We start from the raw sequence: 26418 nt of genomic DNA on the forward strand, positions 1-26418 counted from the left end.
GGCAGGCTCAGGCGGCGACGACGACCCCACGGCGTGAACCCCTCAGGTACACGAACCCGGCGACGAGGTACGCCAGGCCGAGGGCCCCGAAGAGCCACGGCGAGTGGCCGGTGTCCGGCAGCGTGAACGCCGCGAGGGCTGCGGCGCCGACGAACGCGCCGTTGTAGAGGACGTCGTACAGCGCGAACGCCCGCCCGCGGAAGTCGTCGGCCGTATCGCGTTGCACGATCGTGTCGACCGCGATCTTCGCCCCCTGCGCCGCGAGGCCGAGGGCTGCCGCGCCGACGATGACCGCGGCGTGCGAGACGCTGACCGTGAGCAGGACCTGGCTGACCGCGGCGAGGGCCATGCAGATGGCGATCCAGAGGTGCGGGCCGGTGCTCGGGCTGAAGATCGGCGTCAGGACGACCGCGAGCATGAACCCCGCAGCCGAGGCGCCGAGCGCCGTGGCGAACACCGCGAGGCCGGCGGCGGAGTCGGCCGGGTCGGCGAGCAGGTTCCGGGAGATGAGGATGAGCGCGATGAACGTGACGCCGTAGAGGAACCGGTGCACCGCCATCACGCCGAGCGCCCACGCGGGGGTGCGGCGCGCGACGAGGTGCCGGGCACCGTCGACGAGCCCGTGCGCGAGGCTGGACAGCGCGCGCCGCAGCTGGCGCGCGTCGGCGAGCGCATCGGGACCGAGCAGGTCGCGGCCCATGCGCGTCGCGAGGGCCGACGCCACGCCGAACACCACAGCGGCCACCGCGAGGACCGAGGCGTCCTTGGCTCGGCCCGGCTCGAGCGCGAGGCCGAGCACGAACCCGACCGCCGCACCGACACCTGCCGCGGCCGCACCGAGCGTCGGCGTCACCGAGTTGGCGGTCAGGAGCAGCGGACCGCGCACGACGCGCGGGAGGCCGGCGGAGAGCGCCGAGAGCAGGAACCGGTTGATCGACAGGTCCACGAGCGCGAGCACGTACACCGCGGGGCCGACGCCACGGGTCAGCAGGAGCAGCGCGATCACGAGCGTGATGACCACGCGCAGCAGGTTGCCGTACGCGAGTACCTGACGGCGGCGCCACCGGTCGAGCAGCACCCCGGCCCACGGGCCGACGACGGTGAACGGCAGCAGCAGCACGGCGAACGCCGAGGCGACCCCGGTGGCGGTGCTCGCACTCTCCGGGGAGAAGAAGAAGAGGGTCGCGAGGCCGACCTGGAACAGGCCGTCGCCGGCCTGGCTGACGAGCCGCACGGCGAAGAGCTTGCGGAAGTCGGGGAGCTGGAGCAGTTCCTTCAGCTCCTGGGTCACGCGCACCGCGCCACTGTAGCCGCGGGGTCGGACTGTGCCGCCCGAGCACGCCCGGCCGCGGCGCAGGCCTGAATTTAAATACGACTAATTCCGTGAATAACAATGACATTCGACGGGTCGGTCGAGATCAAATCGGTGGCGGGCGTAGGACCAATGCCCTAGGGCGTCCGCTCAATCCGGACCAACATGTAGGGAACGCACCGGAGCGACCGAGCGCTTCACCGCGAGCCCGAGAGGATCACCATGACGGCCGGGACCATCGAAAAGCCCCCCACCGGCGGAATTCCACGCCGCTCGTTCCTCAAGTGGTCGGGCATCGCGGGCGGCGGCGCGGCTCTGGTCGGCACGGGCGCATCCTTCGGGCTCCTGCCCGGCGTCGGACCTGCGAACGCGGTGAGCCCGACGGTGGCGGGCGCCACGGACGAGAAGACCGTCTGGTCCTCCTGCAACGTGAACTGCGGCTCCCGGTGCCCGCTGCGCATGCAGGTGAAGGACGGCCAGATCGTGCGCGTCCTGCCGGACGACACGGGCGACAACGCGCTCGGTACGCAGCAGATCCGCGCGTGCGTCCGCGGTCGGTCGATCCGCCACCGCATCTACAACCCCGACCGCCTCAAGAGCCCGATGCGCCGCAGACCCGGCACCAAGCGTGGCGCCGGGCAGTGGGACCAGATCACCTGGGAAGAGGCGTACGACGAGATCGCCTCGACGATCCAACGGCTCATCAAGGACTACGGCAACGAGTCCATCTACCTCAACTACGGCACCGGAACGCTCGGCGGCACGATCACGCGCAGCTGGCCGCCGTCCGAGACGCCCGTCGCTCGCCTCATGAACTGCGTCGGCGGCTACCTCAACCACTACGGCGACTACAGCGCCGCACAGATCGAGACCGCGGTGGTCTACCACTACGGCGGCTGGATCGGCTCCAACAGCTTCGACGACGCGAAGAACACGAAGCTGCAGGTCATGTTCGGGAACAACCCACTCGAGACGCGCATGAGCGGCGGCGGCGAGACATTCGTGACCCAGCAGACGAAGAAGCTGCACGACGTGCGCACCATCGTCATCGACCCGCGCTACTCCGAGACCGCGCTGGGGATCGCCGACGAGTGGATCGCTCTGCGACCTGGCACGGACACCGCACTTATCGCCGGCGTCGCGCACGTGATGATCTCCGAGCAGCTGGTCGACCAGGAGTTCCTCGACACCTACACGGTCGGCTTCGACGAGCAGCACATGCCCGAGGGGATCCCCGCCGGGAACTCCTACAAGGCGTACGTCATGGGCGAGGGTTCCGACGGCGTCGAGAAGACGCCGGAGTGGGCAGCGGCCATCACCGGGGTTCCGGCCTCGACCATCGTGCGGTTCGCCCGCGAGCTCGGGACGTCTCGTCCGGTGCAGATCAGCCAGGGCTGGGGCCCACAGCGCTCGGCCAACGGCGAGAACCAGTCGCGGGCGATCTTCACGCTCGCTGCGCTCACGGGTTCGATCGGTGTCGCCGGCGGTGGCACGGGGGAGCGCGAGGGTGCGTACGGGTTGCCGATGGTCAACGCCTTTGGGTCCACCCCGAACCCTGTGAAGGCGTCGATCTCCGTGTTCGGCTGGACGGACGCGATCGACCACGGGCCGGAGATGACGGCGCTCAATGCCGGCGTGCAGGGCAAGGACAAGCTCGACGTCCCGATCAAGATGGTGTGGCAGTACGCCGGCAACGCGTTGACGAACCAGCACGCGGACATCAACCGCACGACGAAGTTGCTCGAGGACGACACCAAGTGCGAGTTCATCGTGGTGATCGACAACCAGATGACGGTATCGGCGCGGTACGCCGACATCTTGCTGCCCGACACCTCGAACGCTGAGCAGCTCGACATCGTCCAGCAGGGCAGCGCCGGCAACATGGGCTACGCGATCGTCGCGGACAAGGTGATCGAGCCGCTCTTCGACACCAAGACGATCTACGAGATGATGACCGAGATCGCCAAGCGGCTCGGCGTCGAGCAGCAGTTCACGGAGGGCAAGACCCAGGAGGACTGGGTCCGCCAGGTGGTGGAGGACTCGCAGCCGGCGGTCCCCGGCCTGCCCGACTTCGCCTCGCTGCGCGAGATGGGCGTCTGGAAGGTCAAGTCGCCCGACGCGAGCGGCAACGTCGGCCTCAAGTCGTTCCGAGACGACCCGGTGGCGAACCCGCTGAAGACGCCGTCCGGGAAGATCGAGATCTTCTCGTCGCAGCTGTGGGAGATGGCCAAGGCGTGGGAGCTGCCGGAGGGCGACCGGATCACCGCGCTCCCGGAGCACCTGGTCACCTGGGAGGGCGCCGAGGAGGCGCGGACCAACGACAAGTACCCGCTGCAGTGCATCGGGCACCACTACAAGCAGCGCACCCACTCCACCTACGGCAACGTCGACTGGATGCGCGAGGCACACCCGCAGGTGGTGTGGATGAACCCGATCGACGCGACGGCTCGCGGGCTCGAGAACGACGACATGGTCGAGGTCTTCAACGACCGCGGTCGGATCCGGCTGCCGGTCCGGGTGACCCCGCGCATCGCGCCAGGAGTTCTCTCCGTCCCGCAGGGCGCGTGGTACGCGCCCGACAAGAACGGCGTGGACGTCGGGGGTGCAGTCAACACGTTGACGAGCTGGCGTCCGACGGCAGTATCCAAGGGGAATGCGCAGCACACCGCCCTGGTCCAGGTCGAGAAGGCTTGAGGGGGAGATCACGATGGCGGAGAAGCTGGGTTTCTATTTCGATCAGACGCTGTGCACGGGGTGCAAGGCGTGTTCGATCGCGTGCAAGGACAAGCATGACCATCCGGTGGGTGTGAGCTGGCGGCGGGTTGCGGAGTATGCGGGGGGGACGTGGCAGCAGGACGGTGACACGTTCGTGCCGAACGTGTTCTCGTATTACACGTCGATCGCGTGCAACCACTGCGAGGACCCGATCTGTGTGCGGGTGTGTCCGACGACGGCGATGACGCAGGGGCCGGACGGGATCGTCACGGTCGATCAGGACAAGTGCGTGGGGTGCCGGTACTGCGAGTGGGCGTGCCCGTACTCGGCGCCGCAGTTCAACGCGGCGACGGGTCACATGACCAAGTGCGACATGTGTGCGGACTACCGGGCCGAGGGCCAGGACCCGGCGTGTGTGGCGGCGTGCCCGTCGCGGGCGTTGGGGTGGGGTCCGGTCGAGGAGCTGCGTGCCGAGCACGGGACGTTGGCGGCGGTCGAGCCGTTGCCGGATCCGGCGATCACGCGTCCGCGTCTGGTGATCACGCCGCATCGTGATGCTCAGCCCACGGGGTCCGGGACCGGGTTCGTGGCCAACCCTGGGGAGCTGTGAACTGATGAACACCCATGAGCTGCCGATGATCGTCTTCACGGTCCTGGCCCAGATGAGCGCGGGGGCCTTCGTGGTCCTGGGCGTGGTCCAGGTCGTGGCCTCGCGCCGGTTCGGCAAGGAGTCGGTCGACAAGGTCACCGACCCGGCGTTGTATGCGATCGGTCCGGCGTTGGTGCTGGGTCTGATCGCGTCGATGTTCCACATGAACGACGTGTTCCACACCCTGAACGTGGTGCGTCACCTCGAGTCGTCCTGGCTGAGCCGGGAGATCGTGTGTGGGGTGCTGTTCGCGGGGCTGGGGTTCGTGTTCGCCGCCGCGCAGTGGTTCAAGTGGGGCAGCCCGCGGTTGCGTCAGGCCCTCGCGGGGCTGACGGCCCTGGTCGGGCTGACGCTCGTCTACGTGATGAGCATGATCTATTATACGCTGGTGACCGTCCCGGCGTGGCACTCGTGGGCGACCCCGGCGCAGTTCTTCACCACGACGTTCCTGCTCGGGTCCCTCGCGGTGGGTGCGGCGTTCATGGGCGCGATCATGTGGCGTCGTCGGGCCGCGGCGAAGGCCGGGAACGTGTTCCACGTCGATGACGCGACCCGCACGATGCTCTCGGCGTGCCTCAAGGGCATCGGCCTGGGCGCGGTGGCCCTGCTCGGGGTGGAGTTCGTGATCATCCCGATGCACATCAGTGGCCTGTCGGCCGCGGGTGGTGCGGCGGGCCGGTCGGCCCTGGTGTTCTCCGGGGTCTGGTTCGTCGCCCGTCTGGTCCTGGTGTTCGTCGGGGCCGGGCTGCTCGCGGTGTTCCTCTACCGGTACGCGACCCCGACCGCGCAGGTCCGCACCCTGGCGATCATCGCGACGTCCGCGTTCGTCCTGGTCCTGGCCGGGGAGTTCATCGGCCGGTCACTGTTCTACGAGTCCATGGTCCGCATCGGCATGTGACCCCCGCGCACACCACGGGCCCGGACCGACCCCCGTCGGACCGGGCCCGCGGTGCATCTGCGCTGCGGCTCTGCTGCGGCTCAGCGGTCCGACGACGGCGCCGTCGTCGGCCATGCGGCGATGAGGCGGTTCACGGCCGCGACGCGCTCGGCGACCGTCTGTGCCTGTACCGCGGGGTCGGTCGACGCGGTCGCGCTCGCCAGACCGACGAGGAACGCCGTCATCGGCGCGCCCGGCCGGCTCGGTCCGTGCGCGACGTCCCGGATGAGGTCGAGCAGCCCCGTCGTGTTCGCGTCCATCACCGAGCGGTCGACGCCGAGCTCGGCGCACACGGCGTCGAGCCACGCGTTCATGACCGCCATCTTGTCGCTCTCGTCGGTCGTCATGCCTGCTCTCCCACGACCTCGGTCATCCACTGCCACGCGGCCACGGTGGCCGGGAACCCGCGCGTCGTCATGGCCAGCAGGATCACCTGCTCGATCTCCGCGACGCTCGCACCCGCGCCGAGGGCCTTGCGCACGTTCGAGCGCACGGCGCCGTCCGCCTGGGATCCGACGGCGATCCCCAGCTTGACCAGGCGCTTGGTCTTCTCGTCGAGTGGCCCGGCGGCGTCGACAGCGCGCGCCAGGGCGTCCTGGCCTGCGGCGATGTCGGTGAACCGCTCACGGAAGCCCAGGTAGACATCCGGGAGGTGATCGGACGGGATCTCGGGCATGGCTCGCTCCTCCGTGGCAGGACGTCCCCGCCGACCGACGAGGTTGCGCACGTTCGTCATCGTGGCACAGCGGTCCTACGTCGTCCCGGGACCGCAGTCCCGGTCGCTGGGGCGAAGGACCCACGGCGCGGACCAGGACGTCGGCGACCATGAAGGGGAACCCCACCGAGAGGCAGTCACGATGACGACCACAGCTGAGCCGACCGATCCGTCGGCAGCCGTCGATGCGCACCTCACGGCGCTCATGGCCGACCGCGACGCACTCGGCGTGACCCTGGACCGGTTCGCTGCGGCGTTCACCGCGCTGGCGGGCCTGCTCGGCGCGGCACCGGACGCGGAGCTCGTGGACGCGGTGCGCGCGCCGGACCAGCTCGCGCAGTGGCCGGTCGTCGACGACGGCGAGAGCCTGCACGGCCGCGCGCTGCTCGAGGAGTCGGCGCAGGCCGACGAGGACGCCACGGTCGTCCGCCGTGACTACAACCGGCTGTTCTTCGGGCCGGACCGGATGCTCGCGCCGCCGTACGAGTCGGTGCACCGCTCCGAGGAGCACCTCGTCTTCGAGCGCGAGACCATGCTGGTCCGCGCCGCGTACGCCGAGTTCGGCCTCGCCGCCCCGCGCCTGAACAAGGAGCCGGACGACCACATCGGCCTCGAGCTGAGCTTCGTCGCGACGCTGTGCGTGCGAGGCATGGACGCGCTGGACGACGCCGACGACGCCGAGCTCGCCCATCTTCTGCGCGGGATCCGGTCGTTCCTCGCCGACCACCTTCTCGTGTGGGCGCCGGTGTGCCTGACGCAGGCGGCCGAGGGGGCGACGACCCACTTCTACCAGGGCGTCGCCGCGCTCGGGCTCGGGGCTCTCGCGGCGGCGGAGGACGCGTTCCTGCGCGTGCCATGACGACCGGAGGGCTCCACGCGCTGCAGTCCTGGCTCGCCCACGAGGCGGACGAGCGGGACCTCGAGCTCGTGTGCGCCGAGCACCCCGACCTGTCGCGCGGAGAGCCCGACCGGACGGTCGTGCGGCTGTCGACGTGCATCCGCGAGACGGCGAACCACGAGCTCGTCGAGCTGCTGCTCGTCGGCGCCCGGCTGGTCACGGTCCGGCTGGACGGATGCGCCGAGCCCGGGGCGGCCGCCGACCACGTCGATCCAGTCGTGCGCGTGCTGCGTGCCGCCGGCATCGACCGGCTGAGCGTCGAACCCGGCGGGCCCGCCGAACCCGTCGGCCCCGCCGCTCCCCAGGAGGGCGTTGCCGGCGCGCGCCGGGCGGTGCTCGACGCCCATCGGCTGCCCGTCCCGCGCCGTCGGCTCTTCGGCGTCGCCGCGAGCGTCGCACGCGACCTGCCCGAGCCCGAGGACGACGCGCACACCCGCCTCGTGCACGCGATCCGCGCGCTCGTCCCGACGGCGACCCCAGAGCTGACCGAGCTCGACTCGCCGTCCCTGCGTCTGACCGGGCGCGGCTGCGTCGCCTGCGGGGTCTGCGTCCAGGCCTGCCCGCCCCACGCGCTGCGGCTCCAGCACGGGTCGGGCGGCGCGGGCATCGCGATCAGCACGCTGCTGCAGACCCCGGCCGCCTGCACGGGGTGCCGCAGCTGCATCGACCTGTGCCCGAGCGACGTGCTCCGGTCGGCCGGGCCGTGGCCCTGGTCGGAGCTGCTCGTCGACCGCGAGGTCGGGGTGACGACCCTGACGACGGCGTCGTGCGAGCGCTGCGGCGCCTCGTTCCCGACGACGAGCGGCGATCGGTTGTGCCCGACGTGCACCTACCGGCGCAGCAACCCGTTCGGGTCGGCGCTGCCGCCGGGCTTCACGATGCCGGGTTCCACGACGCCGGGCGCACCCAGCACGGCGCGCTGATAGTCCTTGCCGGTCTCGGCGGTGAGGAACGCGAGCAGCAGCTGCCCGATCGCGCGCACGACTCCGCCGGGCGACTCGCGCACGAGGCGCGCGCCGAGCTCGGGCAGAGTCTCCAGCAGGTGCTCCTCGACGAACGCGTGCTGCTGCGCGCGCAGGTCCTTGCCTGCGGTGACGTCGCCACGGGACCACGCGTCGGCTTCGTCGCGGCACAGTGCCGCGACCGCGCGGGCATCCTCCAGACGCGCGGCGACGGGTTCGACGACGGCGGTGCGACCGGCGACGAGAACTGCCAGGTCGTCGTCGGGGCTCCGGCGGTCGGCGCCGCGCGCGTACACGTCGAGGGTGAGCAGCGCGGCGGTGAACATGTCGGAGTCCTGACCGAGCCACCGGACGCCCGCGCGCCAGGTCTCGGCCAGCTCCCCGGAGCGCAGCCGCTCGACGACGTCCGGGGCCGGTGCCGTGAGCGTGTCGAGCAGCGCGTCCCAGGCAGCGGCGCGTTCGGTGGCAACGCGGGCCACCTGGGCCGCGAACTCAGGCGTCGTCATGACTTGAGGCTAGAGCGTGCGCGCCTCGGCGAGACCCCGGGTGAGCTGGGCCCCCTCGATGTCGACGGACGGCAGCACCCGGTCGAGCCAGCGCGGCAGCCACCAGGCGGAGCTCCCGAGCAGCGTCATGGCCGCGGGGATGAGCGTCATCCGGACGATCAGCGCGTCGACGAGGATGCCGACGCCGAGGGCGAAGGCGATCGGGGCGATCGTCGTGCTGCCGCCGAAGACGAAGGCCACGAAGACGGACGCCATGATGATCGCCGCCGCGACGACCACCCTCGAGCCGTGCTCGAACCCGACGATGACCGCGCGGCGAGCGGTCGCCCCGTGCACGAAGTCCTCCCGCATCCGCGAGACGAGGAACACCTCGTAGTCCATCGCCAGCCCGAACAGCACCCCGACGAGCAGGACCGGCATGAAGCTGAGCAGCGGACCCGGGCCGCTGACGTTGAACACGCCGGCGAGCCACCCCCACTGGTAGACCGCGACGGTCGCGCCGAACGATGCGGCGACCGACAGCAGGAACCCGATGGCCGCGGTGACGGGCACGAGGATCGAGCGGAAGGCGACCAGGAGCAGCACGAGCGCGAGCCCGACGACGAGCAGCAGGAACGCCGGCAGCGCCGAGGCGAGCTTCGCGGAGATGTCGATGTTCGCTGCCGCCGCACCGGTGACGGTGATGTCGGCGCCGGTGGACTGCTCGAGGTCGGCGCGCTCGGCCCTGATGGCGTGGACGAGGGTCGCGGTCTGCTCGCTGTTGGGGCCACCGGTCGGGATGACGGTGACGATGGCGGCGTCCCCGGCCTGGTTGGGGATGGGGGGTGCCACGAGGGCGACGTCGGCGAGAGTGCCGAGCCGTTCGGCGACGGTCGCGGCAGCCTCGGTCGCGCCACCGGCGGGCGAGTCGACGAGGACGACGAGCGGCCCGTTGAACCCGGGACCGAATGTGTCCGCCTGGAGGTCGTAGGCCTGGCGCGCGTTGGTGCTCGCCGGGAACTGGCTGGCGTCGGGCAGGCCGAGGCGCAGGCTGAGCGCGGGGATCGCGAGGGTGCCGATGACGACGATCCCGGCGACGAGCACCATGACGGGGCGCCCAGTGACGAGCCGACCCCACCGGCTGGCGACGATCGCGTCGTCGTCCTCGTTGTCCGCCGCGCGGGCGCGCCGCGGGGTCAGGCGGGTGCCCGCGAAGCCGAGCAGGGCCGGCAGCAGGGTGATCGCGATGAGGACGGCGACCGCCACGGTTGCCGCCGCGGCGATGCCCATGGTGCCGAGGAAGGGGATCCCGACGACGGTCAGCCCGGCCGACGCGATGACGACCGTGACGCCCGCGAAGACGACGGCGCTGCCGGCCGTGCCGACCGCGCGCCCCACGGCGTCGAGCGGGGTGCTGCCCTCGGCGAGGAGCGTGCGGTACCGCGACAGGATGAACAGGGCGTAGTCGATCCCGACCGCGAGCCCGAGCATGAGGGCAAGCGCGAGGGTCGCGGAGGACACGTCGGTGAAGGCGGCCACGCCGAGGATCCCGGCGGCACCGATCGCCACGCCCAGGAGTGCGGTGACGATCGGCATGCCGGCCGCGAGGAGCGAGCCGAGTGTCACGACGAGGACGACGAGGGCGGCGAGCAGGCCGACGGACTCGGTGCCGGAGATGATCTTGAGCTCCGGGTCGAATGGTCCGCCGCTGACGGTGGCGCGCCAGCCGCTGTCCTGAGCTGCGCTGATGACGGACTCGAGCCCGGTGATGGTGGCTGCCGGGACGTCGGCCGACGGCACCGCGAGCTGCACGTCCGCGTAGAGGCCCGAGCCGTTCGGAGCGATCGTCAGGGCGGTGAACGGGTTGCTCACGCCGGTGACGCCCTCGACGGCGGCGGCCTGGGCGAGGATCGCGCCTGCCGCCTGTGCCGTCGTCGGGTCCATGACCGTGGTGCCGGCGGGGGGAGCCAGGATCACGCGGGCGGTGGCCGGTGTCGCGGTGGCTCCGTCGGTGCCGCCCAGCGACGCGGCCGCCTGGGCGAACTGGCTGCCGAACCGCTCCGCGAGGACCGTCTGTGCCTGGGCCGACTCGGTGCCCGGGATGGAGAACGAGTCCGAGAAGGTCCCGCCGCCGGTGACGGCCGCCGTCCCGACGCCCGCGAGAACGAGCAGCCATGCGACCAGCACGTACCACCGGCGTCGCATGGAGAACCGGCCGAGCCGGTACAGAGCAGTAGCCACAAGATCCTCGTCTCCTGAAGTCCGACAGACGTAGGATACCCGACAGGTGTTGTTCGACAAGACGAGGCAGACTGGGCCGCACGAGCTCAGGAGGGAGCAGGACGTGGCAACGACGCAGCTGGACCCGCGCATCGCGCGCACCCGCCGCATGCTCCAGAGCGCCCTCCTCGACCTTGCGCGTGAGCAGCCGCTCGACGAGATCACGGTGGCCGAGATCGCCGACCGCGCCGAGGTCAACCGGAGCTCCTTCTACCAGCACTACAGCGACAAGGAGACCCTGCTCGCGGACGCCCTCGACGCGCAGGCCGCCGCGGTCGGTGCCGACCTCAGCTCCCTGGACGCCGCCATGGTTCCCGGTGACCCCCCACCCGAGCTCCTGCTGCGCTACACGCGTCACGTCTTCGCCCACGCTGCCCTCTATCGCCTGGCACTCGGCGAGCACGGCTCGTCGATCGCCGTCGCCCGCCTGCGGAACCGGATCGCCGTGGTGGTCATGGCCGGCTACGCGCAGTACGGCCAGGACGAGGGCGACCTGGGGATGCCGGTCGAGCTCGCTGCGGCGTCCATCGCGGGGTCGTTGCTCGGCATGCTCATCGCGTGGCTCGAGTCGACGGATCCCGTCCCTCCCGAGCAGATGGCCGTCTGGATCTGGAACGCGCTCGCGCGTCCGCGCTGCTAGGACTGGTCGGAACACCTCCTCGAAGGAGCCGCATGGCCGAGGTCGTCGTCGTCGGACCGGCGTCGTGGAACCAGATCGTCGCGCTCGACGCCCTCCCCGAGCCGGTGCCCCACATGGAGCTCGCCCGCAGCAGCCACGAGACGATCGGCGGCACGTCTGCGGGGAAGGCGCTGCACCTCGTCGAGCTCGGGCGCGACGTCCTGCTGCACACCGTGGTCGGCACGGACGACGTCGCCGGGCGTATCACGTCCCGGCTCCGCGACGCAGGGGTGCCGCTCCTCCTTGCGGTCACAGACGGCGCGAGCGAGCGCCACCTGAACCTCATGGATCCCGACGGCGGTCGGGTGTCGATCTACCTGTCGGTCCCGCCCGAGGCCCCGGTCGGCGACGCGCGCGTCCGCGCCGAGATGGCGTCGGCCCGCGCCGTCGTGCTCGACCTGTCCGCCCACGCGCGCGCCATGATCGACGACGCCGCGGCGACCGGGGTCCCGATCTGGACGGACCTGCACGACTACGACGGCAGCTCGGAGTTCCACCGGCCGTTCCTCGCCGCCGCGTCGTACGTGTTCCTGAACGCCGACCGCATCGGCGACGACCCGATCCCGTTCCTGCACGCGGCCGTCGACGGCGGTGCGCTGCTCGCGGTGTGCACGCTCGGGGCGCGGGGAGCCGTCGCGGTGGACGCGAACCACGCGGTGCACACGGTCGCGGCCGTCCCGGTCGAGCGGATCGTCGACACGAACGGCGCCGGTGACGCCTTCATGGCCGGGGTGCTCGCCGCGACCCTCGACGGGGCATCGACGCAGGTCGCCCTCCGTGCGGGTGCGGCGCAGGCGGCCCGGGCGCTCGGCTCGGCGCACCTGAGCGCGCTGCTCGACGAGAAGGAGACGCACCCGGCTGGACGGCGGGTGACGGCGTCGTGACCCGCGTGAGGGCATCCGCCATGACCTTCGGCGCCGATGAGGTCGCCGGGCGTGGGTAGTCTCGGGCCAGTCGGGCGGACCAGTGCCCGACGCGCCGCACCGGCGACCCGAGAGACGCGAGGAGACCGACAGTGACTGAGCGCGGCGAGCTGACGCACGTGGACGCGCGTGGTGCCGCGCGCATGGTCGACGTCAGCGCCAAGGAGGTCACGGTCCGCAGCGCGACCGCGAGCGGGTTCGTGCACACGACCGCGCACGTCGTCTCGCTGCTGCGGGGCGAGGGGGTCCCGAAGGGTGACGCGCTGGCGGTCGCGCGCATCGCGGGCATCCAGGCGGCCAAGCGGACGCCCGACCTCGTGCCCCTGTGCCACCCCATCGCGATCCACGGCGTCGTCGTCGACCTCGACGTGACCGACGAGGGCGTCGCGATCCTGGCGACGGTCCGGACGGCCGACCGGACGGGTGTCGAGATGGAGGCCCTCACCTGCGTCGCGGCCGCCGGGCTGACGCTCATCGACATGGTCAAGGCCGTCGACCGCGCGGCGGTCATCACCGACATCCGGGTCGAGGAGAAGACCGGCGGCCGGAGCGGCACCTGGCGGCGCAACCCGGACGAGTGACGCGAGCCGCCGGGCACAGGGCGCGGCGGTAGCGTGAATCTCGGTACGTGCGGCAGCCGGCGAACCCCTCGAGGCCCACACGGCCGGACAGGAGTGCACGCCATGCGAGCAGCCCGATTCCACGCGCAGAAGGACATACGGATCGACGACGTCCCGGAGCCTGTGACTCAGCCGGGGACGGCCAAGATCAAGGTGGCGTGGTGCGGCATCTGCGGTACGGACCTCCACGAGTACCTCGAAGGCCCGATCTTCATCCCCGCCCCGGGTCACCCCCATCCCCTCGCCGGCGAGGAGCCCCCGGTCACGCTGGGGCACGAGTTCTCGGGCACCGTCGTCGAGGTCGGTGACGGGGTCGACGACCTCGCCGTCGGGGACAACGTGGTGGTCGAGCCGTACTTCACGTGCGGCGAGTGCGCCCAGTGCCTGGCCGGCAACTACCACCTGTGCGTCAAGATGGGGTTCATCGGGCTGTCCGGCGGCGGCGGTGGGCTGAGTGAGGCCATCGTCGTGAAGCGCCAGTGGATCCACAAGATCGGCGACATCCCCCTCGACGAGGCCGCGCTGATCGAGCCGCTCTCCGTCGGACACCACGCCGTGACCCGCAGCGGCGCCAAGCCGGGCGACGTCGCCCTGATCGGCGGCGCCGGGCCGATCGGGCTGTTGACGGCGGCCGTGCTCAAGGGCCTCGGGGTGACGACGATCATCAGTGAGCTCAGCGAGGCCCGCAAGGCCAAGGCGCTGAGCAGCGGGGTCGCCGACCACGTCCTGGACCCGAGCAGCGAGGACGTCCCCACCCGCGTCCTCGAGCTCACCGGTGGCGTCGGGGCGGACGTGGCCTTCGAGTGCGCCGGGGTCAACGCGGTGCTCGACACCCTCCTGACGGCGCTCAAGCCGAGAGGGGTCCTCGTCAACATCTCCATCTGGGGTCACCCGGCGACGGTCGACATGCAGAAGGTCGTGCTCAAGGAGATCGACCTGCGCGGGACGATCGCCTACGTGCGGGACCACGAGGCCGTCATCAAGCTTGTGCGCGACGGCAAGATCGACCTCAAGCCGTTCATCACCGGCCGGATCGACCTCGCCGACCTCATCACCCAGGGCTTCGACACGCTGATCCACCACAACGACACCGCGGTGAAGATCCTGGTCCACCCGTAGCTCAGACGGTCCGGGCAGTCCGGGTGCGCCGAGCGGTCGGGGCACCCGGGCAGGTCGCCGGTTCAGTTCAGTAGCGGGGCTTGTGGGGCTCCACGAGATCGACCCACGCGAGCACCCCACCGTCGAGGTGCCGTGCGTCGATCCCGCGCGCGGTCGCGAGGGCCAGCACCTCGGCCGAACGCACGCCCGACTTGCAGTGCAGGATCAGCTCCCGGTCGGGGTCGACCAGGGCGAACGCCGATCCGTCGAGGAACCCGGCGCGGGGCACGAGCCTCGCGCCGGGGATCGCGACGAGGTCGTGCTCGGCGGGCTCGCGCACGTCGACGAGGTCGAAGTCGTCGAGGCCGCGGTCGCGCGCGGCCAGCCGCTCGGCGAGCCGGGGAGCGGAGATGGTGCGGAAGACCTCGTCGCCGGGCCCGGCCGCCGCGGCCGCCGGGATGCCGCAGGCGATCTCGATGTCCTCGAGCCGTCCGGCCGGGGCGCGGTGCGGGTCGGGACGGACCTGGATCTCGCGCCACCGTGCGCTCAGCGCGTCGAACGTGAGCAGCCGGCCCAGCAGCGGCTCACCGAGGCCGGTGATGAGCTTGACGGCCTCGTTGGCCATGACCGAGCCGATCGCCGCGCACAGGACACCGAGGACCCCGCCCTCGGCGCACGACGGCACGGTGCCGGGCGCCGGCGGGTTCGGGAACACGTCGCGGTACTGCACGCCCTCGACCCCGCTGCCCGCGGGGGGATCGGCCCAGAAGACCGTCGTCTGGCCGTCGAACCGGAGGATCGAGCCCCACACGCACGGCTTGCCGAGCATCGCGCACGCGTCGTTGACGAGGTAGCGGGTCGCGAAGTTGTCGGCGCCGTCCAGGACCAGGTCGTACCCGGCGAGGATCTCGAGCGCGTTCGAGGCGTCGAGCCGGACGTGATGGGTCACGACGTCGACGAACGGGTTGACGGACCGGATCGCGTCGCGCGCGCTGTCGACCTTCGCGCGGCCGACGTCGTCGGACCCGTGGATGACCTGCCGCTGGAGGTTGGAGAGCTCGACGTCGTCGTCGTCCACGACGCCGAGGGTGCCCACGCCCGCCGCGGCGAGGTACAGCAGGGCGGGGGAGCCGAGACCGCCCGCGCCCACGACGAGGACCCGGGCGTTCTTGAGCCGGCGCTGCCCGTCGAGACCGAGGCCGGGGATGATCACGTGCCGCGCGTAGCGGGCCAGCTCGGCCGGCGTCAGGCCGTCGGCAGGTTCGACGAGGGGTGGCAGCGGCACGGGTCAACGGTACGCCGGACGGACGAGGGCCCCGGCGAGACGTGCTCGCCGGGGCCCTCGACCTACCTACAGGGTGCTGCGGGTCAGCGCTCGACCTCGCCGCGGATGAAGGCCTCGACGAGCTTGCGCCCGTCCTGGTCCTCGTGCTGGACCGGCGGCGACTTCATGAAGTACGTCGACGCGGACAGGATCGGGCCGCCGATGCCGCGGTCCTTGGCGATCATCGCGGCGCGGACGGCGTCGATGATGATGCCGGCCGAGTTGGGGGAGTCCCAGACCTCGAGCTTGTACTCCAGGTTCAGGGGCACCTCGCCGAACGCGCGACCCTCGAGGCGGACGTAGGCCCACTTGCGGTCGTCGAGCCACTGGATGTAGTCCGACGGGCCGATGTGCACGTTGCGCGGGTCGAGCTTGTGCTCCATGTTCGACGTGACCGACTGCGTCTTGGAGATCTTCTTGGACTGCAGGCGGTCGCGCTCCAACATGTTCTTGAAGTCCATGTTGCCGCCGACGTTGAGCTGGTACGTGCGGTCGAGGATGACGCCACGGTCCTCGAACAGACGCGCGAGCACGCGGTGGGTGATGGTCGCGCCGACCTGCGACTTGATGTCGTCGCCGACGATCGCGACGCCGGCCGCCTCGAACTTCGCGGCCCACTCGGGGTCGGACGCGATGAAGACGGGCAGCGCGTTGACGAACGCGACCTTGGCGTCGATCGCGCACTGCGCGTAGAACTTGTCGGCGATCTCGGAGCCCACCGGGAGGTAGGAGACGAGGACGTCGACCTTGCGGTCCTTGAGGACCTGGACGATGTCGACCGGCTCGGCGTCCGAGGCCTCGATGGTCTCGGAGTAGTACTTGCCGAGGCCGTCGTAGGTGTGGCCGCGCTGGACGGTCACGCCGAGCGGCGGGACGTCGGCGAACTTGATCGTGTTGTTCTCGGAGGCGCCGATGGCCTCCGACAGGTCGAAGCCGACCTTCTTGGCGTCGACGTCGAACGCGGCGACGAACTCGAGGTCACGCACGTGGTACGGGCCGAACTGCACGTGCATGAGGCCGGGCACGGTGCTGCTCGGGTCGGCGTCGGCGTAGTAGTGGACGCCCTGGATCAGCGACGCGGCGCAGTTGCCGACGCCGACGATGGCGACGCGGATGGAAGTCATCCTCGCTCCTTCTCGGTGGTGTCTGCCGGGACGGTGTGTGCGCCGTCGTCAGCATGGGGGGTGTCGACAACGGCCGGTCGGCCGGTGCCAGGGGTACGGGCGCGGTCGTTCCCGCGCTCGTTGTCAATGAGGCCGTCAAGCCAGCGCACCTCGCGCTCGACCTGCTCGAGGCCGTGCCGCTGGAGCTCGAGCGTGTACTCGTCCATGCGCTCGCGGGTCCGGGCGAACGACTGCCGGATCGTCTCGAGCCGTTCGGTGAGCCGGCTGCGCCGGCCCTCGAGGATCCGGAGCCGGGTCTCGGTGTCCGTCTGCGCGAAGAACGCGAAGCGGACGTCGAAGTTCTCGTCCTCCCACGTGGCAGGGCCGGACGAGGAGAGGATCTCCTGGAACTTCTCCTTGCCGTCCGCGGTCAGCTCGTAGACGATGCGGGCCCGCTTGCCGGACAGCGCGTGCGGCGGCGCCGAGGGGGAGTCGGAGCCGATGATCCAGCCCTGCTCGACGAGCGAGCGCAGGCACGGGTACAGGGAGCCGTAGGACAGCGCCCGGAACGAGCCGAGCACGACGTTCAGTCGCTTGCGCAGCTCGTAGCCGTGCATGGGCGTCTGGTGGAGCAGGCCGAGGATGGCCGGCTCGAGGACGTCGGAGCGTCCGCGCACGTGCCACCTCCTGCTGGTCCGACCGAGGGTCTTGGCTCACGGGCCGCCGCTGAGCAGCGCGCTCGATGTATCGAATGGATACATCGCCACAGTACGTCCGAGGGACCCGCACGGCAAGTACCCGACCCCGTCGGCCCCCCGCGCGCGCCGCGGTGAGCGGCGGATCGGTGCCGATCATGTGAAGGTGGTGGCCCGATCCCCGCCGTTCGCCGGTGCGAACAGCGAGGTCCTCCATACTGATCCGGCAGTCCCGTCCCGGCCCCTGGCCGACCTGGCTGCGGACCGGATCGTCAGCAGGAAGGCAGTGCGTTGGCAGGCACGAACCGTCGGGCAGCACAGCCCGCGCGACGCAGCGCGTCGCGCGCAGCAGCGACCCCGAAGCGCCCTCGCCGGTTCTTCGACTACCCCCGGCACGGCTACCACGGCCTGCACCGGTGGCTCCCGTCGTGGCGCTTCCTCGTCGGCACCTTCCTCACCGTCTGCTTCCTCGGCCTCGGCGCGGTCGTCGCGGCGTACGCGCTCACCCCGATCCCCGACCCGGCCGACGACACCGCGAAGCAGGTGACGACCGTCTACTACGCGAACAACCCGGACGGGTCGCGCGGCGAGGTCATGGGGACGTTCGCCGTGCAGCGCCGCGAGATCGTCGACTTCGCCACCCTGCCCGCCTACGTCGGCAACGCGGTCGTCGCGGGCGAGGACCGCACGTTCTGGAAGAACAGCGGCGTGTCGATCACCGGCACCGCGCGCGCGTTCCTCAACAACATCCGGGGCGGGGCGACCCAGGGCGGGTCCACCCTCACGCAGCAGTACGCCGAGCGGTACTACACGTCGGGCACGACGAAGGACTACATCGGCAAGGCCAAGGAGGCCATGCTCGCGATCAAGATCTCGCGGGCGCAGGACAAGAAGGACATCCTCGGCAACTACCTGAACACGATCTACTTCGGTCGCGACTCGTACGGCATCCAGGTCGCAGCCACGTCCTACTTCGGCGTTGCTGCCAAGGACCTGACGATCCCCCAGGCCGCGCTGCTCGCCGCGATCATCCCGTCGCCCAACAACTGGGACCCCGCCAAGAACCCCGACAAGGCGCTGGCGAAGTGGAAGGTCGTCCTCGAGCACATGCTCGCCGACGGCCACATCACCCAGGCCGAGTACGACGCGACTTTGGCCGGCGGCCTCCCGCCCACAGCGGAGTACAAGCGCTCCGACACCATGAAGGGTGTCAACGGCTACATCCTCGAGCGCGTGCGCAGCGAGCTCATCACGAGCGGTGCCTTCAAGGACGAGGACCTCGACACCAAGGGCCTGACGATCATCACCACGATCGAGAAGCCCGTGCAGGACGAGGCGGTCCGGGCGGTCGGTGGGCTGCTCGACGGGACCCTCGCAGGCGCGCAGCCCAACCCGAAGCTCCGGGTCGCCGTCGTGTCGATCCGCCCGCAGACCGGCGCGATCGTCTCGATGTACGGCGGGCCCGACCTCCTGACGGATGCGGCCAACACCGTGACGTTCGATGCCATCCAGGCGGGCTCGACCTTCAAGCCGTTCGCGCTCATCGCCGCGCTCCAGGAGGGCGTGCCGCTCACGACGACGTTCAACGGCAAGAGTCCGCAGACGTTCGGTGACTGGCCGGTGGGGAACTTCAGCAACGACCAGTTCGGGAACATCGACCTGGTCAAGGCCACCGAGCAGTCGGTGAACACGGTCTACGCGCAGCTCAACCTGCAGATCGGCCCCGAGAAGACCAAAGCTGTGGCCGAGGCGGCCGGGGTCACGACCACCGTCGACGGCAACCGGGCCAACGTCCTCGGGACGGATTCGGTGCACCCGCTCGACATGGCGAGCGCGTACGCGACCATCGCGGCGCAGGGCACCTACTCCACGCCGTTCATCGTCAGCGAGGTCCGGTACCTCAGGGACGACAGTGTTGCCTACAAGGGCGAGAAGGCGCACGAGCAGCGGTTCGCGCCCGACGTGATGGCCGATGCGACGTTCGCGATGCAGCAGGTGGTGCAGAACGGTTCAGCGAAGCAGTGGGTCAAGCCGCTCGGCCGACCCATCGCGGGCAAGACGGGCACCAACCAGACGAGCCAGTCGGCGTGGTTCGTGGGCTTCACCCCGGAGATCTCGACGGCTGTCGCGCTCAGCCAGGTCGGCGGCGACTCCGGGCACGACCCGGTGACGATCGAGGCGTTCGGGAAGTCCGGCGGGCGAGCCGTCAAGACCGTCACCGGTGGCACCTGGCCGGCCGCGCTGTGGGCGTCGTACATGAAGCCGGTGCTGGCCATGGCGCCGTACTCGAACGAGACACCGTTCCCGGCCCGCGCGAACGTCGGCAAGGCGCCCACGGCGACGGCGACCCCGACCCCGACGGCGACCACCCCGCCCGTCGAGACGCAGGCGCCGGTGACCCAGGTCGCCGTCCCGAGCGGTCTCGAGGGCAAGCTCCAGTCCGACGCCGAGGCGGCCGTGCTCAACGCCGGGCTGCAGCCCGCTGTGGCCAAGGCGTCCTCGGAGACGGTGCCGGCCGGCAAGGTCATCCGGGCCGACCCCGCCGCCGGCACGATGCTCGATCCGCAGGGGGTCGTCACGCTGGTCGTCTCGACCGGCCCGGCGCCCGTCGCCACGCCGGCCCCGACGGTCGCCCCTCCGGCACCCGCCCAGACACCCTCACCTACGGCTGCTGCCGCAGGATGACGGGGCCCGGTTCGGACCAGGGGTCCGGACCGGGTAGCCTAGAACACTGCTGTGCCCACCGGTCGTCGGCGCCTATCGTCGTCGGCCACGGGCAGCACCACCGCGAGGCGCAAGCCGGACGAGGGTGCAGCGACGCACGAGAACCCTCCTGTCACGGACAGACCGTGACCGTTGAGACCAGAGGAGGTGGGTATGAGCCTGCGTCAGTACGAGATCATGATCATCCTCGATCCCGAGATCGAGGAGCGCACCGTCGCTCCCTCGCTCGACAAGTACCTGACCGTCATCAAGAACGATGGCGGCACGGTCGACAAGGTCGACATCTGGGGCAAGCGCCGCCTGGCGTACGACATCCAGAAGAAGTCCGAAGGCATCTACGCGGTCGTCGACTTCACGTCGTCGCCTGCGACCGCCAAGGAGCTCGACCGTCAGCTGGGCCTCAACGAGGTCGTGCTGCGCACCAAGGTCCTCCGCGCCGACGCCTGAGCGTCGGTCCACGTGAGTACCCTGCGCATCAACTGAACGTCTCAGACGAAATCTCGACGTACGAGGAGCTGGCATGGCTGGTGAGACCGTCATCACGGTGATCGGGAACCTGACCGGGGACCCGGAGCTGCGCTTCACCCCTTCGGGTGCTGCTGTCGCGAACTTCACCGTGGCATCCACTCCGCGCACGTTCGACCGTCAGACGAACGAGTGGAAGGACGGCGACACGCTGTTCCTCCGCTGCTCGATCTGGCGGGAGGCAGCCGAGTCGGTCGCCGAGTCGCTCACCAAGGGCATGCGCGTCATCGCGACGGGCAGGCTCGTGCAGCGCTCGTACGACACCCGCGAGGGTGAGAAGCGCACCGTCGTCGAGCTCCAGGTCGACGAGGTCGGCCCGTCCCTGCGCTACGCCAGCGCCAAGGTCACCCGGACCCAGCGGTCCGGTGGCGGCGGTGGCGGGTTCGGCGCAGGCGGCGGTGGCGGCTTCAACGGCGGTGGCGGCGGGGGTGGCAGCTACGGCGGCGCCTCCGGCGGCCAGCAGGACGACCCGTGGGCCACGCCGGCCCCCGGCGGTTCTGCGAGCACTGGCGGCTTCTCCGACGAGCCCCCGTTCTGATCGACGTTCAGCACCACTGACACACCATCCCGGGGTATGGCAACGCCCCGGGCTCCAGCACTTCATGACAAGGAGCACCGCGATGGCCAAGGCCGTTGTCCGCAAGCCTAAGAAGAAGCTCAACCCGCTCAAGGCGGCGAAGATCGACGTCGTCGACTACAAGGACACTGCGCTCCTGCGCAAGTTCATCTCCGACCGCGGAAAGATCCGTGCGCGCCGGGTGACCGGTGTGTCCACGCAGGAGCAGCGTGCGATCGCACGTGCAGTCAAGAACGCCCGCGAGATGGCACTCCTGCCGTACTCGTCGTCCGCACGCTGAGAAGGAGGTAACCCCATGGCCAAGCTCATTCTGACCCACGAGGTCACCGGTCTCGGCGAGCCCGGCGACGTCGTCGACGTGAAGGACGGGTACGCCCGGAACTTCCTCGTCCCGCGCAGCCTCGCGACCAACTGGTCCAAGGGCGCCGAGAAGGAGATCACGGCGATCCGTCAGGCCCGCAAGTCGCGCGAGATCGCTTCGCTCGACGAGGCCAAGGCCGCTCGTGACTCGCTCCAGGCGAAGCCCGTCGTCGTGACCGCGAAGGCCGGCGACTCCGGTCGCCTGTTCGGCGCTGTCACCACCGCCGAGATCGCCGCGGCCGTCAAGGCCACCGGCGGTCAGTCGATCGACCGTCGCAAGATCGAGATCGGTCAGCCGATCAAGTCGGTCGGGGAGTACAAGGTGCAGCTTCGGATGCACCCCGAGGTCTCCGCGACCATCACGGTCAACGTCGTCGCCGGCTGAGCTCACCCTCACCGGTCCGACCAGCACGTCCCAGGACGCCGGCACCCTTCGGGGTGCCGGCGTCCTGGCGTTGGTCGGTGCCGCGGGTCAGGCGCCCGTGACCGTCCAGGCGTCGCCGCGGGCGCGCAGCCCGGTCGTCAGTGCGCGGGCGAGCATGAACGCCCCCGCGAACGTGACCCACAGCCATGCGAGACCGGTGGTGCCACCCGGCGCCCAGGCCCGCACGGCGAGCAGGCAGGGGACGTAGGCCAGGAGCGTCAGGATCCCGGCCCAGGCGAGGTAGCGACCGTCGCCCGCTCCGATGAGCACGCCGTCGAGCACGAAGACCCAGCCGGCGAGAGGCATGGCGAGCGCGACGACGACGAGCGCCGCGGTGACGGCCCGTCGCACGTCGGGGTCGGTCGTGAACAGGCGCGCGAGGAGCCAGCCGCTCGCGCCGAGAACCAGCCCGAGCGCGGCGCCCGCACCGATGCCCCACGTGAGGGTCCGGCGCAGCACCGAGCGCGCACGCGGGATGTCGCCGGCCCCGAGGGCGTGCCCGACGAGGGCCTGAGCGGCGATGGCGAGCGCGTCGAGCGCGAAGGCCGCGAGGCTCCACAGCGAGCTGACGACCTGGTGGCCGGCGAGCGTCACGTCGCCGAGCGCGGTCGCGACCCAGACGGTTGCGAGGATCGCGAGGCGCAGCGACGAGGTCCGCACGAGGAGGGGTGCACCCGACCGTGCGTTGGCGAGGATGCCGCCGGCAGCGGGTGCGACCGAGGCCCCCAGCGCTCGCGCACCGCGGACGACGACGGCGACGAGGACCACGCCCATCGCGACCTGCACGATCGCGGTGCCGAGCCCCGACCCGGCGATCCCGAGCCCGAGCCCGTACACGAGCGTGATGTTGAGGACGGCGTTGGCGACGGCCCCGGCCGCGGCCACGACGAGCGGGGTGCGCGTGTCGAGGAGCCCGCGAAGCGCGCCGGTGGCCGCGAGGACGAGCAGCATGCCGGGCAGCCCGGGCGCCGACCAGCGCAGGTACGTCACGGCGTGCGCGGCGACCGCGCCGTCGGCCCCCAGCGCGTCGACCGCCGCCGGCGCACCCAGCCAGGCCGCGACCGCGAGGACGACGCCGAGTGCGAAGGCGAGCCACAGGCCGTCCACGCCGACCTGCAGCGCTCCGCTGCGATCGCCGGCGCCCAGTCGACGCGCGACGCTCGCCGTGGTGGCGTAGGCGAGGAACACGCACAGGCCGACGGCGGTGACGAGGACGGTTGAGGCGAGCGACAGGCCGGCGAGCTGGGCGGTGCCGAGATGGCCCACGACCGCCGAGTCGACGAGGACGAACAGCGGTTCCGCGACGAGGGCACCGAGAGCAGGAACTGCGAGGGTGGCGATCTGCCGGTCGATGGTGGACGGAATCTGTCCAGCAGGTGAAATCTTGGCCACGAGTCTCCCGTCCACAGGCGGTGCACAACGTCTGGGCCGGTCGAGCCGCCCGCTCGGACCTGTCGCCACCGATTATCCACAGGCGTGCCCACACCCTGTGCACAGCGAAATCGGACACCGTCCACAGGGGATCGACCGTCGTCCCCAGGGCCTGTGGACGGCACCGTTTTCCCTGCGGGGGAAACGGCTCTAGCCTCGCGTAGGCGTGCTGGTCGAGGTGTTCGTCCGGGTGCTCATCGGTGCGCTGAGGTCATGCTCGACGTCGGCGCCGGCAGGCGTCGGACCTCGCTGGGAGCGCGGTCGCGCAGGGGTGTCGGACCCTCCCGGTAGAACGTGTGTTCGGTAGGGTTGAGGTCGAGGCGGGGATGGGTCTGTGACGATCGAAGAGCTCGAGTACGGCATGCCGTCGGGGTCGGGCCGCACCCGCGAGTTCGACCGGACCCCTCCGCAGGACATCGCCGCTGAGCAGAGCGTCCTCGGCGGCATGATGATCTCGAAGGACGCCATCGCCGACGTCGTCGAGCAGCTGCGCGGCAACGACTTCTACCGCCCGGCCCACGAGGCGGTCTACGACGCGATCCTCGACCTGTACGGCCGCGGCGAGCCGGCCGACGCGGTCACCGTCTCGGACGAGCTGACCAAGCGCGGCGAGATGACCCGCATCGGCGGGGCGCCCTACCTCCACACCCTCATCTCGATGGTGCCGACCGCGGCCAACGCGGGGTACTACGCGCGGATCGTGCGCGAGCGGGCCGTCCTGCGCCGTCTCGTCGAGGCCGGCACGCGGATCGTGCAGCTCGGCTACGCGACTGACGGCGGCGACGTCGACGACATCGTCAACAACGCGCAGGCCGAGGTGTACGCGGTCACCGAACGCCGCGCGTCCGAGGACTACCACCGGCTCGGCGACGTCATCGGCGGTGCGGTCGACGAGATCGAGGCGGCGGGGCACCGCGGCGTGGGCATGGTCGGGGTGCCGACGGGGTTCGCGGACCTGGACCGTTTGACGAACGGTCTGCACCCGGGGCAGATGATCGTTATTGCTGCGCGTCCCGCCATCGGCAAGGCCCTCGCCCTCGACACGCCGCTACCCACCCCCACGGGCTGGACGACGATGGGTGACGTCCAGGTCGGCGACCAGCTCATCGCCGCCGACGGGACCCCGACCCTCGTCGTGGCAGCAACACCGGTCATGACCGACCGCCCCTGCTACCGCGTGACGTTCGACGACGGCACGGAGATCATCGCCGACGCTCAGCACGAATGGGCGACCCGGACCCGCGCCATGCGCCGTCTGTCGCGCGGTGGCACCGCCGAGGTCCGGACGACCGAGCAGCTTGCGCTGACGGTGCACTGCGCGACGGCGGACCGGCGCGCCAACCACTCCGTCGACGTCACGGCCCCGCTCGACCTCCCCGAAGCCGACCTCCCCCTCGCGCCCTACGCGCTCGGGGTCTGGCTGGGCGACGGGCACTCCGCTTCCGCGCGGTTCACCTCGGCGGACTCCGAGATCGTGATGCGGATCGAGGGTCTGGGACTGGTCGCGCGTGAGCAGCGATCGCCCGCGGGCACTGCCCGGCTGTACAGCCTGCGGCTCCCGGAGCCCGAGGCGATCGCCGCCCGCGAGTGCGTGGTCTGTGGCCAGGAGTTCGTCCCGCGCACCAGCCAGGACCGGACCTGCGGACAGTCGTGCGGAGGCCGCGCCAAGGCCGTGTCGGCGCCAGTCGCGGCCCCGACGTGCCCCGACTGCGGCCTGCCGAGCACGGGCCTGCGTCAGTGCCAGGCGTGCCGCGACCACCACGGCACGGTCGCGGGAATCCTGCGTTCGCTCGGGGTGATGAACAACAAGCACATCCCGACCCAGTACCTCAGGGCGAGCGAGGCCCAGCGGCGAGAGCTGTTGGCAGGGCTTCTCGACACCGACGGCACCGTCAACCCGGCAGGCAGCCCGCAGATCACCCTGACGAGCAGGCGCCTGGCGGAGGACGTACGTGAGCTCGTCCATTCGCTCGGGTACCGCGCGGGGGCGTCGACACGCATCGTCCGGGGCCGCACCGACGAGACCTCGGTCGCCTACACCCTGACTTTCACGACCGACGACGACGTGTTCGCGCTCGAGCGGAAGCGCCTGGTCCACAAGGAACGGCGCCGACCCTCGACACCCCGAATCCGCCAGCGGTACGTCGTGGCCGTCGAGCCGATCGACAGCATCCCCGTCAGGTGCGTCGAGGTCGACCACCCCGAGCACCTGTATCTCGCGAGCCGAGCCATGGTGCCGACCCACAACTCGACTCTCGGTATCGACATCGTGCGGTCGGCGTCGATCAAGCACGGAAAGACATCCGTTGTGTTCTCGCTCGAGATGAGCCGCAACGAGATCACAATGCGTCTGCTGTCGGCCGAGGCGAAGATCCACCTGCAGAAGATGCGCACCGGTCAGATGGGCGAGGACGACTGGCAGAAGCTCGCAGCCACGATGGGTCGGATCTCCGAGGCGCCGCTGTTCATCGACGACTCCCCGAACATGTCGCTGATGGAGATCCGGGCGAAGTGCCGGCGGCTCAAGCAGCGGCACAACCTGGAGCTCGTGGTCATCGACTACCTGCAGCTGATGTCGTCGGGCAAGCGCGTCGAGTCCCGCCAGCAGGAGGTCTCGGAGTTCTCGCGTGCGCTCAAGCTGCTCGCCAAGGAGCTCGAGGTCCCGGTCATCGCGATCTCTCAGCTGAACCGTGGCCCGGAGCAGCGCACCGACAAGCGCCCGATGATGAGCGACCTTCGCGAGTCTGGCTCGATCGAGCAGGATGCCGACATGGTCATTCTTCTGCACCGTGAGGATGCCTACGAGAAGGAGTCACCGCGCGCCGGTGAGGCTGACCTGATCGTGGCCAAGCACCGCAACGGTCCGACCGACACGATCACCGTGGCGTTCCAGGGGCACTACTCACGATTCGTCGACATGCAGGCGTGACGCCGACGGCGGCCGCCGATGCGCCGCTGAGCTGGGGCAGCGGCTGCCGGACG

Annotated in this window: 24 protein-coding genes; 15 read left to right on the forward strand and 9 right to left on the reverse strand. The window is 70.7% G+C overall.

Features of this window, described 5'->3' with window-relative positions:
* Positions 1-7: 7 nt before the first annotated feature.
* Positions 8-1297 (reverse strand): LPXTG cell wall anchor domain-containing protein, encoded by a 1290-nt coding sequence (locus DDP54_RS08085; RefSeq protein WP_109131311.1) that lies wholly within the window; start codon positions 1295-1297, stop codon positions 8-10.
* 237 nt (positions 1298-1534) lie between these two features.
* On the opposite strand from DDP54_RS08085, the gene DDP54_RS08090 reads away from it, so the two are divergent.
* Genes DDP54_RS08090 through DDP54_RS08100 form a run of 3 tightly spaced genes read left to right on the forward strand, consistent with a single transcriptional unit; the run spans position 1535 to position 5574 of the window.
* On the forward strand, positions 1535-4006 hold the full coding sequence (locus DDP54_RS08090; RefSeq protein WP_109131312.1) for a DMSO/selenate family reductase complex A subunit: 2472 nt from the start codon (positions 1535-1537) through the stop codon (positions 4004-4006).
* A gap of 13 nt (positions 4007-4019) precedes the next feature.
* Positions 4020-4637 (forward strand): DMSO/selenate family reductase complex B subunit, encoded by a 618-nt coding sequence (locus tag DDP54_RS08095; protein WP_109132440.1) that lies wholly within the window; start codon positions 4020-4022, stop codon positions 4635-4637.
* A 4-nt stretch (positions 4638-4641) separates the two neighbouring features.
* Complete coding sequence (locus tag DDP54_RS08100; protein ID WP_158274482.1) at positions 4642-5574, forward strand: DmsC/YnfH family molybdoenzyme membrane anchor subunit; 933 nt, start codon at positions 4642-4644, stop codon at positions 5572-5574.
* An 80-nt stretch (positions 5575-5654) separates the two neighbouring features.
* On the opposite strand, the gene DDP54_RS08105 is transcribed toward DDP54_RS08100, so the two are convergent.
* Together DDP54_RS08105 and DDP54_RS08110 are read right to left on the reverse strand one after the other, a co-directional pair.
* Positions 5655-5960, reverse strand: coding sequence for a DUF6457 domain-containing protein (locus tag DDP54_RS08105; protein WP_197711342.1), 306 nt, complete (start codon positions 5958-5960; stop codon positions 5655-5657).
* Positions 5957-6289: a carboxymuconolactone decarboxylase family protein gene (locus tag DDP54_RS08110; protein ID WP_197711343.1), complete on the reverse strand. Its 333-nt coding sequence runs from the start codon at positions 6287-6289 to the stop codon at positions 5957-5959. Before DDP54_RS08110 ends, DDP54_RS08105 begins: the two co-directional genes overlap by 4 nt.
* A 181-nt stretch (positions 6290-6470) precedes the next feature.
* On the opposite strand from DDP54_RS08110, the gene DDP54_RS08115 reads away from it, so the two are divergent.
* Entirely contained in the window at positions 6471-7187 is a 717-nt protein-coding gene (locus tag DDP54_RS08115) for a molecular chaperone TorD family protein (RefSeq protein ID WP_197711344.1), read from the forward strand.
* Positions 7184-8149 (forward strand): 4Fe-4S dicluster domain-containing protein, encoded by a 966-nt coding sequence (locus tag DDP54_RS18385; RefSeq protein WP_197711345.1) that lies wholly within the window; start codon positions 7184-7186, stop codon positions 8147-8149. The genes DDP54_RS08115 and DDP54_RS18385 overlap by 4 nt, the downstream gene beginning before the upstream one ends.
* On the opposite strand, the gene DDP54_RS17980 is transcribed toward DDP54_RS18385, so the two are convergent.
* Positions 8056-8694, reverse strand: coding sequence for a hypothetical protein (locus DDP54_RS17980; protein ID WP_146192395.1), 639 nt, complete (start codon positions 8692-8694; stop codon positions 8056-8058). The genes DDP54_RS18385 and DDP54_RS17980 overlap by 94 nt on opposite strands.
* A 9-nt stretch (positions 8695-8703) precedes the next feature.
* Complete coding sequence (locus DDP54_RS08125) at positions 8704-10914, reverse strand: MMPL family transporter (protein WP_109131314.1); 2211 nt, start codon at positions 10912-10914, stop codon at positions 8704-8706.
* A gap of 103 nt (positions 10915-11017) precedes the next feature.
* On the opposite strand from DDP54_RS08125, the gene DDP54_RS08130 reads away from it, so the two are divergent.
* The 4 genes from DDP54_RS08130 (at position 11018) to DDP54_RS08145 (ending at position 14294) form a co-directional block, all read left to right on the forward strand.
* Complete coding sequence (locus tag DDP54_RS08130) at positions 11018-11593, forward strand: TetR/AcrR family transcriptional regulator (protein WP_109131315.1); 576 nt, start codon at positions 11018-11020, stop codon at positions 11591-11593.
* A gap of 32 nt (positions 11594-11625) precedes the next feature.
* The gene (locus tag DDP54_RS08135; protein WP_109131316.1) at positions 11626-12516 is read left to right on the forward strand and encodes a PfkB family carbohydrate kinase; all 891 of its coding nucleotides are present in this window, start codon (positions 11626-11628) and stop codon (positions 12514-12516) included.
* A gap of 131 nt (positions 12517-12647) precedes the next feature.
* Positions 12648-13136 carry a cyclic pyranopterin monophosphate synthase MoaC gene (moaC, locus tag DDP54_RS08140; protein WP_109131317.1) on the forward strand — a complete coding sequence of 163 codons (489 nt, stop codon included), beginning with the start codon at positions 12648-12650 and terminating at the stop codon, positions 13134-13136.
* 102 nt (positions 13137-13238) lie between these two features.
* Positions 13239-14294, forward strand: coding sequence for a 2,3-butanediol dehydrogenase (locus DDP54_RS08145; protein ID WP_109131318.1), 1056 nt, complete (start codon positions 13239-13241; stop codon positions 14292-14294).
* 67 nt (positions 14295-14361) lie between these two features.
* Here DDP54_RS08145 and moeB read toward each other — a convergent pair whose 3' ends face one another.
* The 3 genes from moeB to DDP54_RS08160 form a co-directional block, all read right to left on the reverse strand.
* Positions 14362-15558, reverse strand: a complete 1197-nt coding sequence (gene moeB, locus DDP54_RS08150; RefSeq protein ID WP_109131319.1) for a molybdopterin-synthase adenylyltransferase MoeB — start codon at positions 15556-15558, stop codon at positions 14362-14364.
* A gap of 83 nt (positions 15559-15641) precedes the next feature.
* Positions 15642-16721 carry an inositol-3-phosphate synthase gene (locus DDP54_RS08155; protein ID WP_109131320.1) on the reverse strand — a complete coding sequence of 360 codons (1080 nt, stop codon included), beginning with the start codon at positions 16719-16721 and terminating at the stop codon, positions 15642-15644.
* Entirely contained in the window at positions 16718-17377 is a 660-nt protein-coding gene (locus DDP54_RS08160) for a PadR family transcriptional regulator (protein WP_109131321.1), read from the reverse strand. The genes DDP54_RS08155 and DDP54_RS08160 overlap by 4 nt, the downstream gene beginning before the upstream one ends.
* Positions 17378-17686: 309 nt before the next feature.
* Between DDP54_RS08160 and DDP54_RS08165 the strand changes: the two genes are divergently transcribed.
* The 5 genes from DDP54_RS08165 to rplI all read left to right on the forward strand — a co-directional run bounded on the left by DDP54_RS08165 (position 17687) and on the right by rplI (position 21966).
* Positions 17687-20080, forward strand: coding sequence for a transglycosylase domain-containing protein (locus DDP54_RS08165; protein WP_109131322.1), 2394 nt, complete (start codon positions 17687-17689; stop codon positions 20078-20080).
* Positions 20081-20272: 192 nt separating this feature from the next.
* Positions 20273-20566, forward strand: a complete 294-nt coding sequence (gene rpsF / locus DDP54_RS08170) for a 30S ribosomal protein S6 (RefSeq protein ID WP_109131323.1) — start codon at positions 20273-20275, stop codon at positions 20564-20566.
* 73 nt (positions 20567-20639) lie between these two features.
* Positions 20640-21182 carry a single-stranded DNA-binding protein gene (locus tag DDP54_RS08175; protein WP_109131324.1) on the forward strand — a complete coding sequence of 181 codons (543 nt, stop codon included), beginning with the start codon at positions 20640-20642 and terminating at the stop codon, positions 21180-21182.
* A gap of 82 nt (positions 21183-21264) precedes the next feature.
* Entirely contained in the window at positions 21265-21501 is a 237-nt protein-coding gene (gene rpsR, locus DDP54_RS08180) for a 30S ribosomal protein S18 (RefSeq protein ID WP_028045854.1), read from the forward strand.
* 15 nt (positions 21502-21516) lie between these two features.
* Positions 21517-21966: a 50S ribosomal protein L9 gene (rplI, locus tag DDP54_RS08185; RefSeq protein ID WP_109131325.1), complete on the forward strand. Its 450-nt coding sequence runs from the start codon at positions 21517-21519 to the stop codon at positions 21964-21966.
* An 87-nt stretch (positions 21967-22053) separates the two neighbouring features.
* Here the strand turns inward: rplI and DDP54_RS08190 are convergent, their stop codons facing one another.
* Complete coding sequence (locus DDP54_RS08190) at positions 22054-23397, reverse strand: MATE family efflux transporter (RefSeq protein ID WP_197711347.1); 1344 nt, start codon at positions 23395-23397, stop codon at positions 22054-22056.
* Positions 23398-23797: 400 nt separating this feature from the next.
* On the opposite strand from DDP54_RS08190, the gene dnaB reads away from it, so the two are divergent.
* Entirely contained in the window at positions 23798-26365 is a 2568-nt protein-coding gene (dnaB, locus tag DDP54_RS08195) for a replicative DNA helicase (protein ID WP_109132444.1), read from the forward strand.
* Positions 26366-26418: the final 53 nt, after the last annotated feature.

Origin of the sequence: Cellulomonas sp. WB94 (genome assembly GCF_003115775.1) — a bacterium.
Taxonomy (GTDB): domain Bacteria; phylum Actinomycetota; class Actinomycetes; order Actinomycetales; family Cellulomonadaceae; genus Cellulomonas_A.

What these genes read in the sequence shown, in the direction of transcription:
- DDP54_RS08090 (WP_109131312.1), top strand. Translation starts at nt 1,535, where the DNA reads ATGACGGCCGGGACCATCGAAAAGCCCCCCACCGGCGGAATTCCACGC.
- DDP54_RS08095 (WP_109132440.1), top strand. Translation starts at nt 4,020, where the DNA reads ATGGCGGAGAAGCTGGGTTTCTATTTCGATCAGACGCTGTGCACGGGG.
- DDP54_RS08100 (WP_158274482.1), top strand. Translation starts at nt 4,642, where the DNA reads ATGAACACCCATGAGCTGCCGATGATCGTCTTCACGGTCCTGGCCCAG.
- DDP54_RS08105 (WP_197711342.1), bottom strand. Translation starts at nt 5,960, where the DNA reads ATGACGACCGACGAGAGCGACAAGATGGCGGTCATGAACGCGTGGCTC.
- DDP54_RS08110 (WP_197711343.1), bottom strand. Translation starts at nt 6,289, where the DNA reads ATGCCCGAGATCCCGTCCGATCACCTCCCGGATGTCTACCTGGGCTTC.
- DDP54_RS08115 (WP_197711344.1), top strand. Translation starts at nt 6,471, where the DNA reads ATGACGACCACAGCTGAGCCGACCGATCCGTCGGCAGCCGTCGATGCG.
- DDP54_RS18385 (WP_197711345.1), top strand. Translation starts at nt 7,184, where the DNA reads ATGACGACCGGAGGGCTCCACGCGCTGCAGTCCTGGCTCGCCCACGAG.
- DDP54_RS17980 (WP_146192395.1), bottom strand. Translation starts at nt 8,694, where the DNA reads ATGACGACGCCTGAGTTCGCGGCCCAGGTGGCCCGCGTTGCCACCGAA.
- DDP54_RS08135 (WP_109131316.1), top strand. Translation starts at nt 11,626, where the DNA reads ATGGCCGAGGTCGTCGTCGTCGGACCGGCGTCGTGGAACCAGATCGTC.
- DDP54_RS08145 (WP_109131318.1), top strand. Translation starts at nt 13,239, where the DNA reads ATGCGAGCAGCCCGATTCCACGCGCAGAAGGACATACGGATCGACGAC.
- DDP54_RS08155 (WP_109131320.1), bottom strand. Translation starts at nt 16,721, where the DNA reads ATGACTTCCATCCGCGTCGCCATCGTCGGCGTCGGCAACTGCGCCGCG.
- rpsF (WP_109131323.1), top strand. Translation starts at nt 20,273, where the DNA reads ATGAGCCTGCGTCAGTACGAGATCATGATCATCCTCGATCCCGAGATC.
- DDP54_RS08175 (WP_109131324.1), top strand. Translation starts at nt 20,640, where the DNA reads ATGGCTGGTGAGACCGTCATCACGGTGATCGGGAACCTGACCGGGGAC.
- rpsR (WP_028045854.1), top strand. Translation starts at nt 21,265, where the DNA reads ATGGCCAAGGCCGTTGTCCGCAAGCCTAAGAAGAAGCTCAACCCGCTC.
- rplI (WP_109131325.1), top strand. Translation starts at nt 21,517, where the DNA reads ATGGCCAAGCTCATTCTGACCCACGAGGTCACCGGTCTCGGCGAGCCC.
- dnaB (WP_109132444.1), top strand. Translation starts at nt 23,798, where the DNA reads ATGCCGTCGGGGTCGGGCCGCACCCGCGAGTTCGACCGGACCCCTCCG.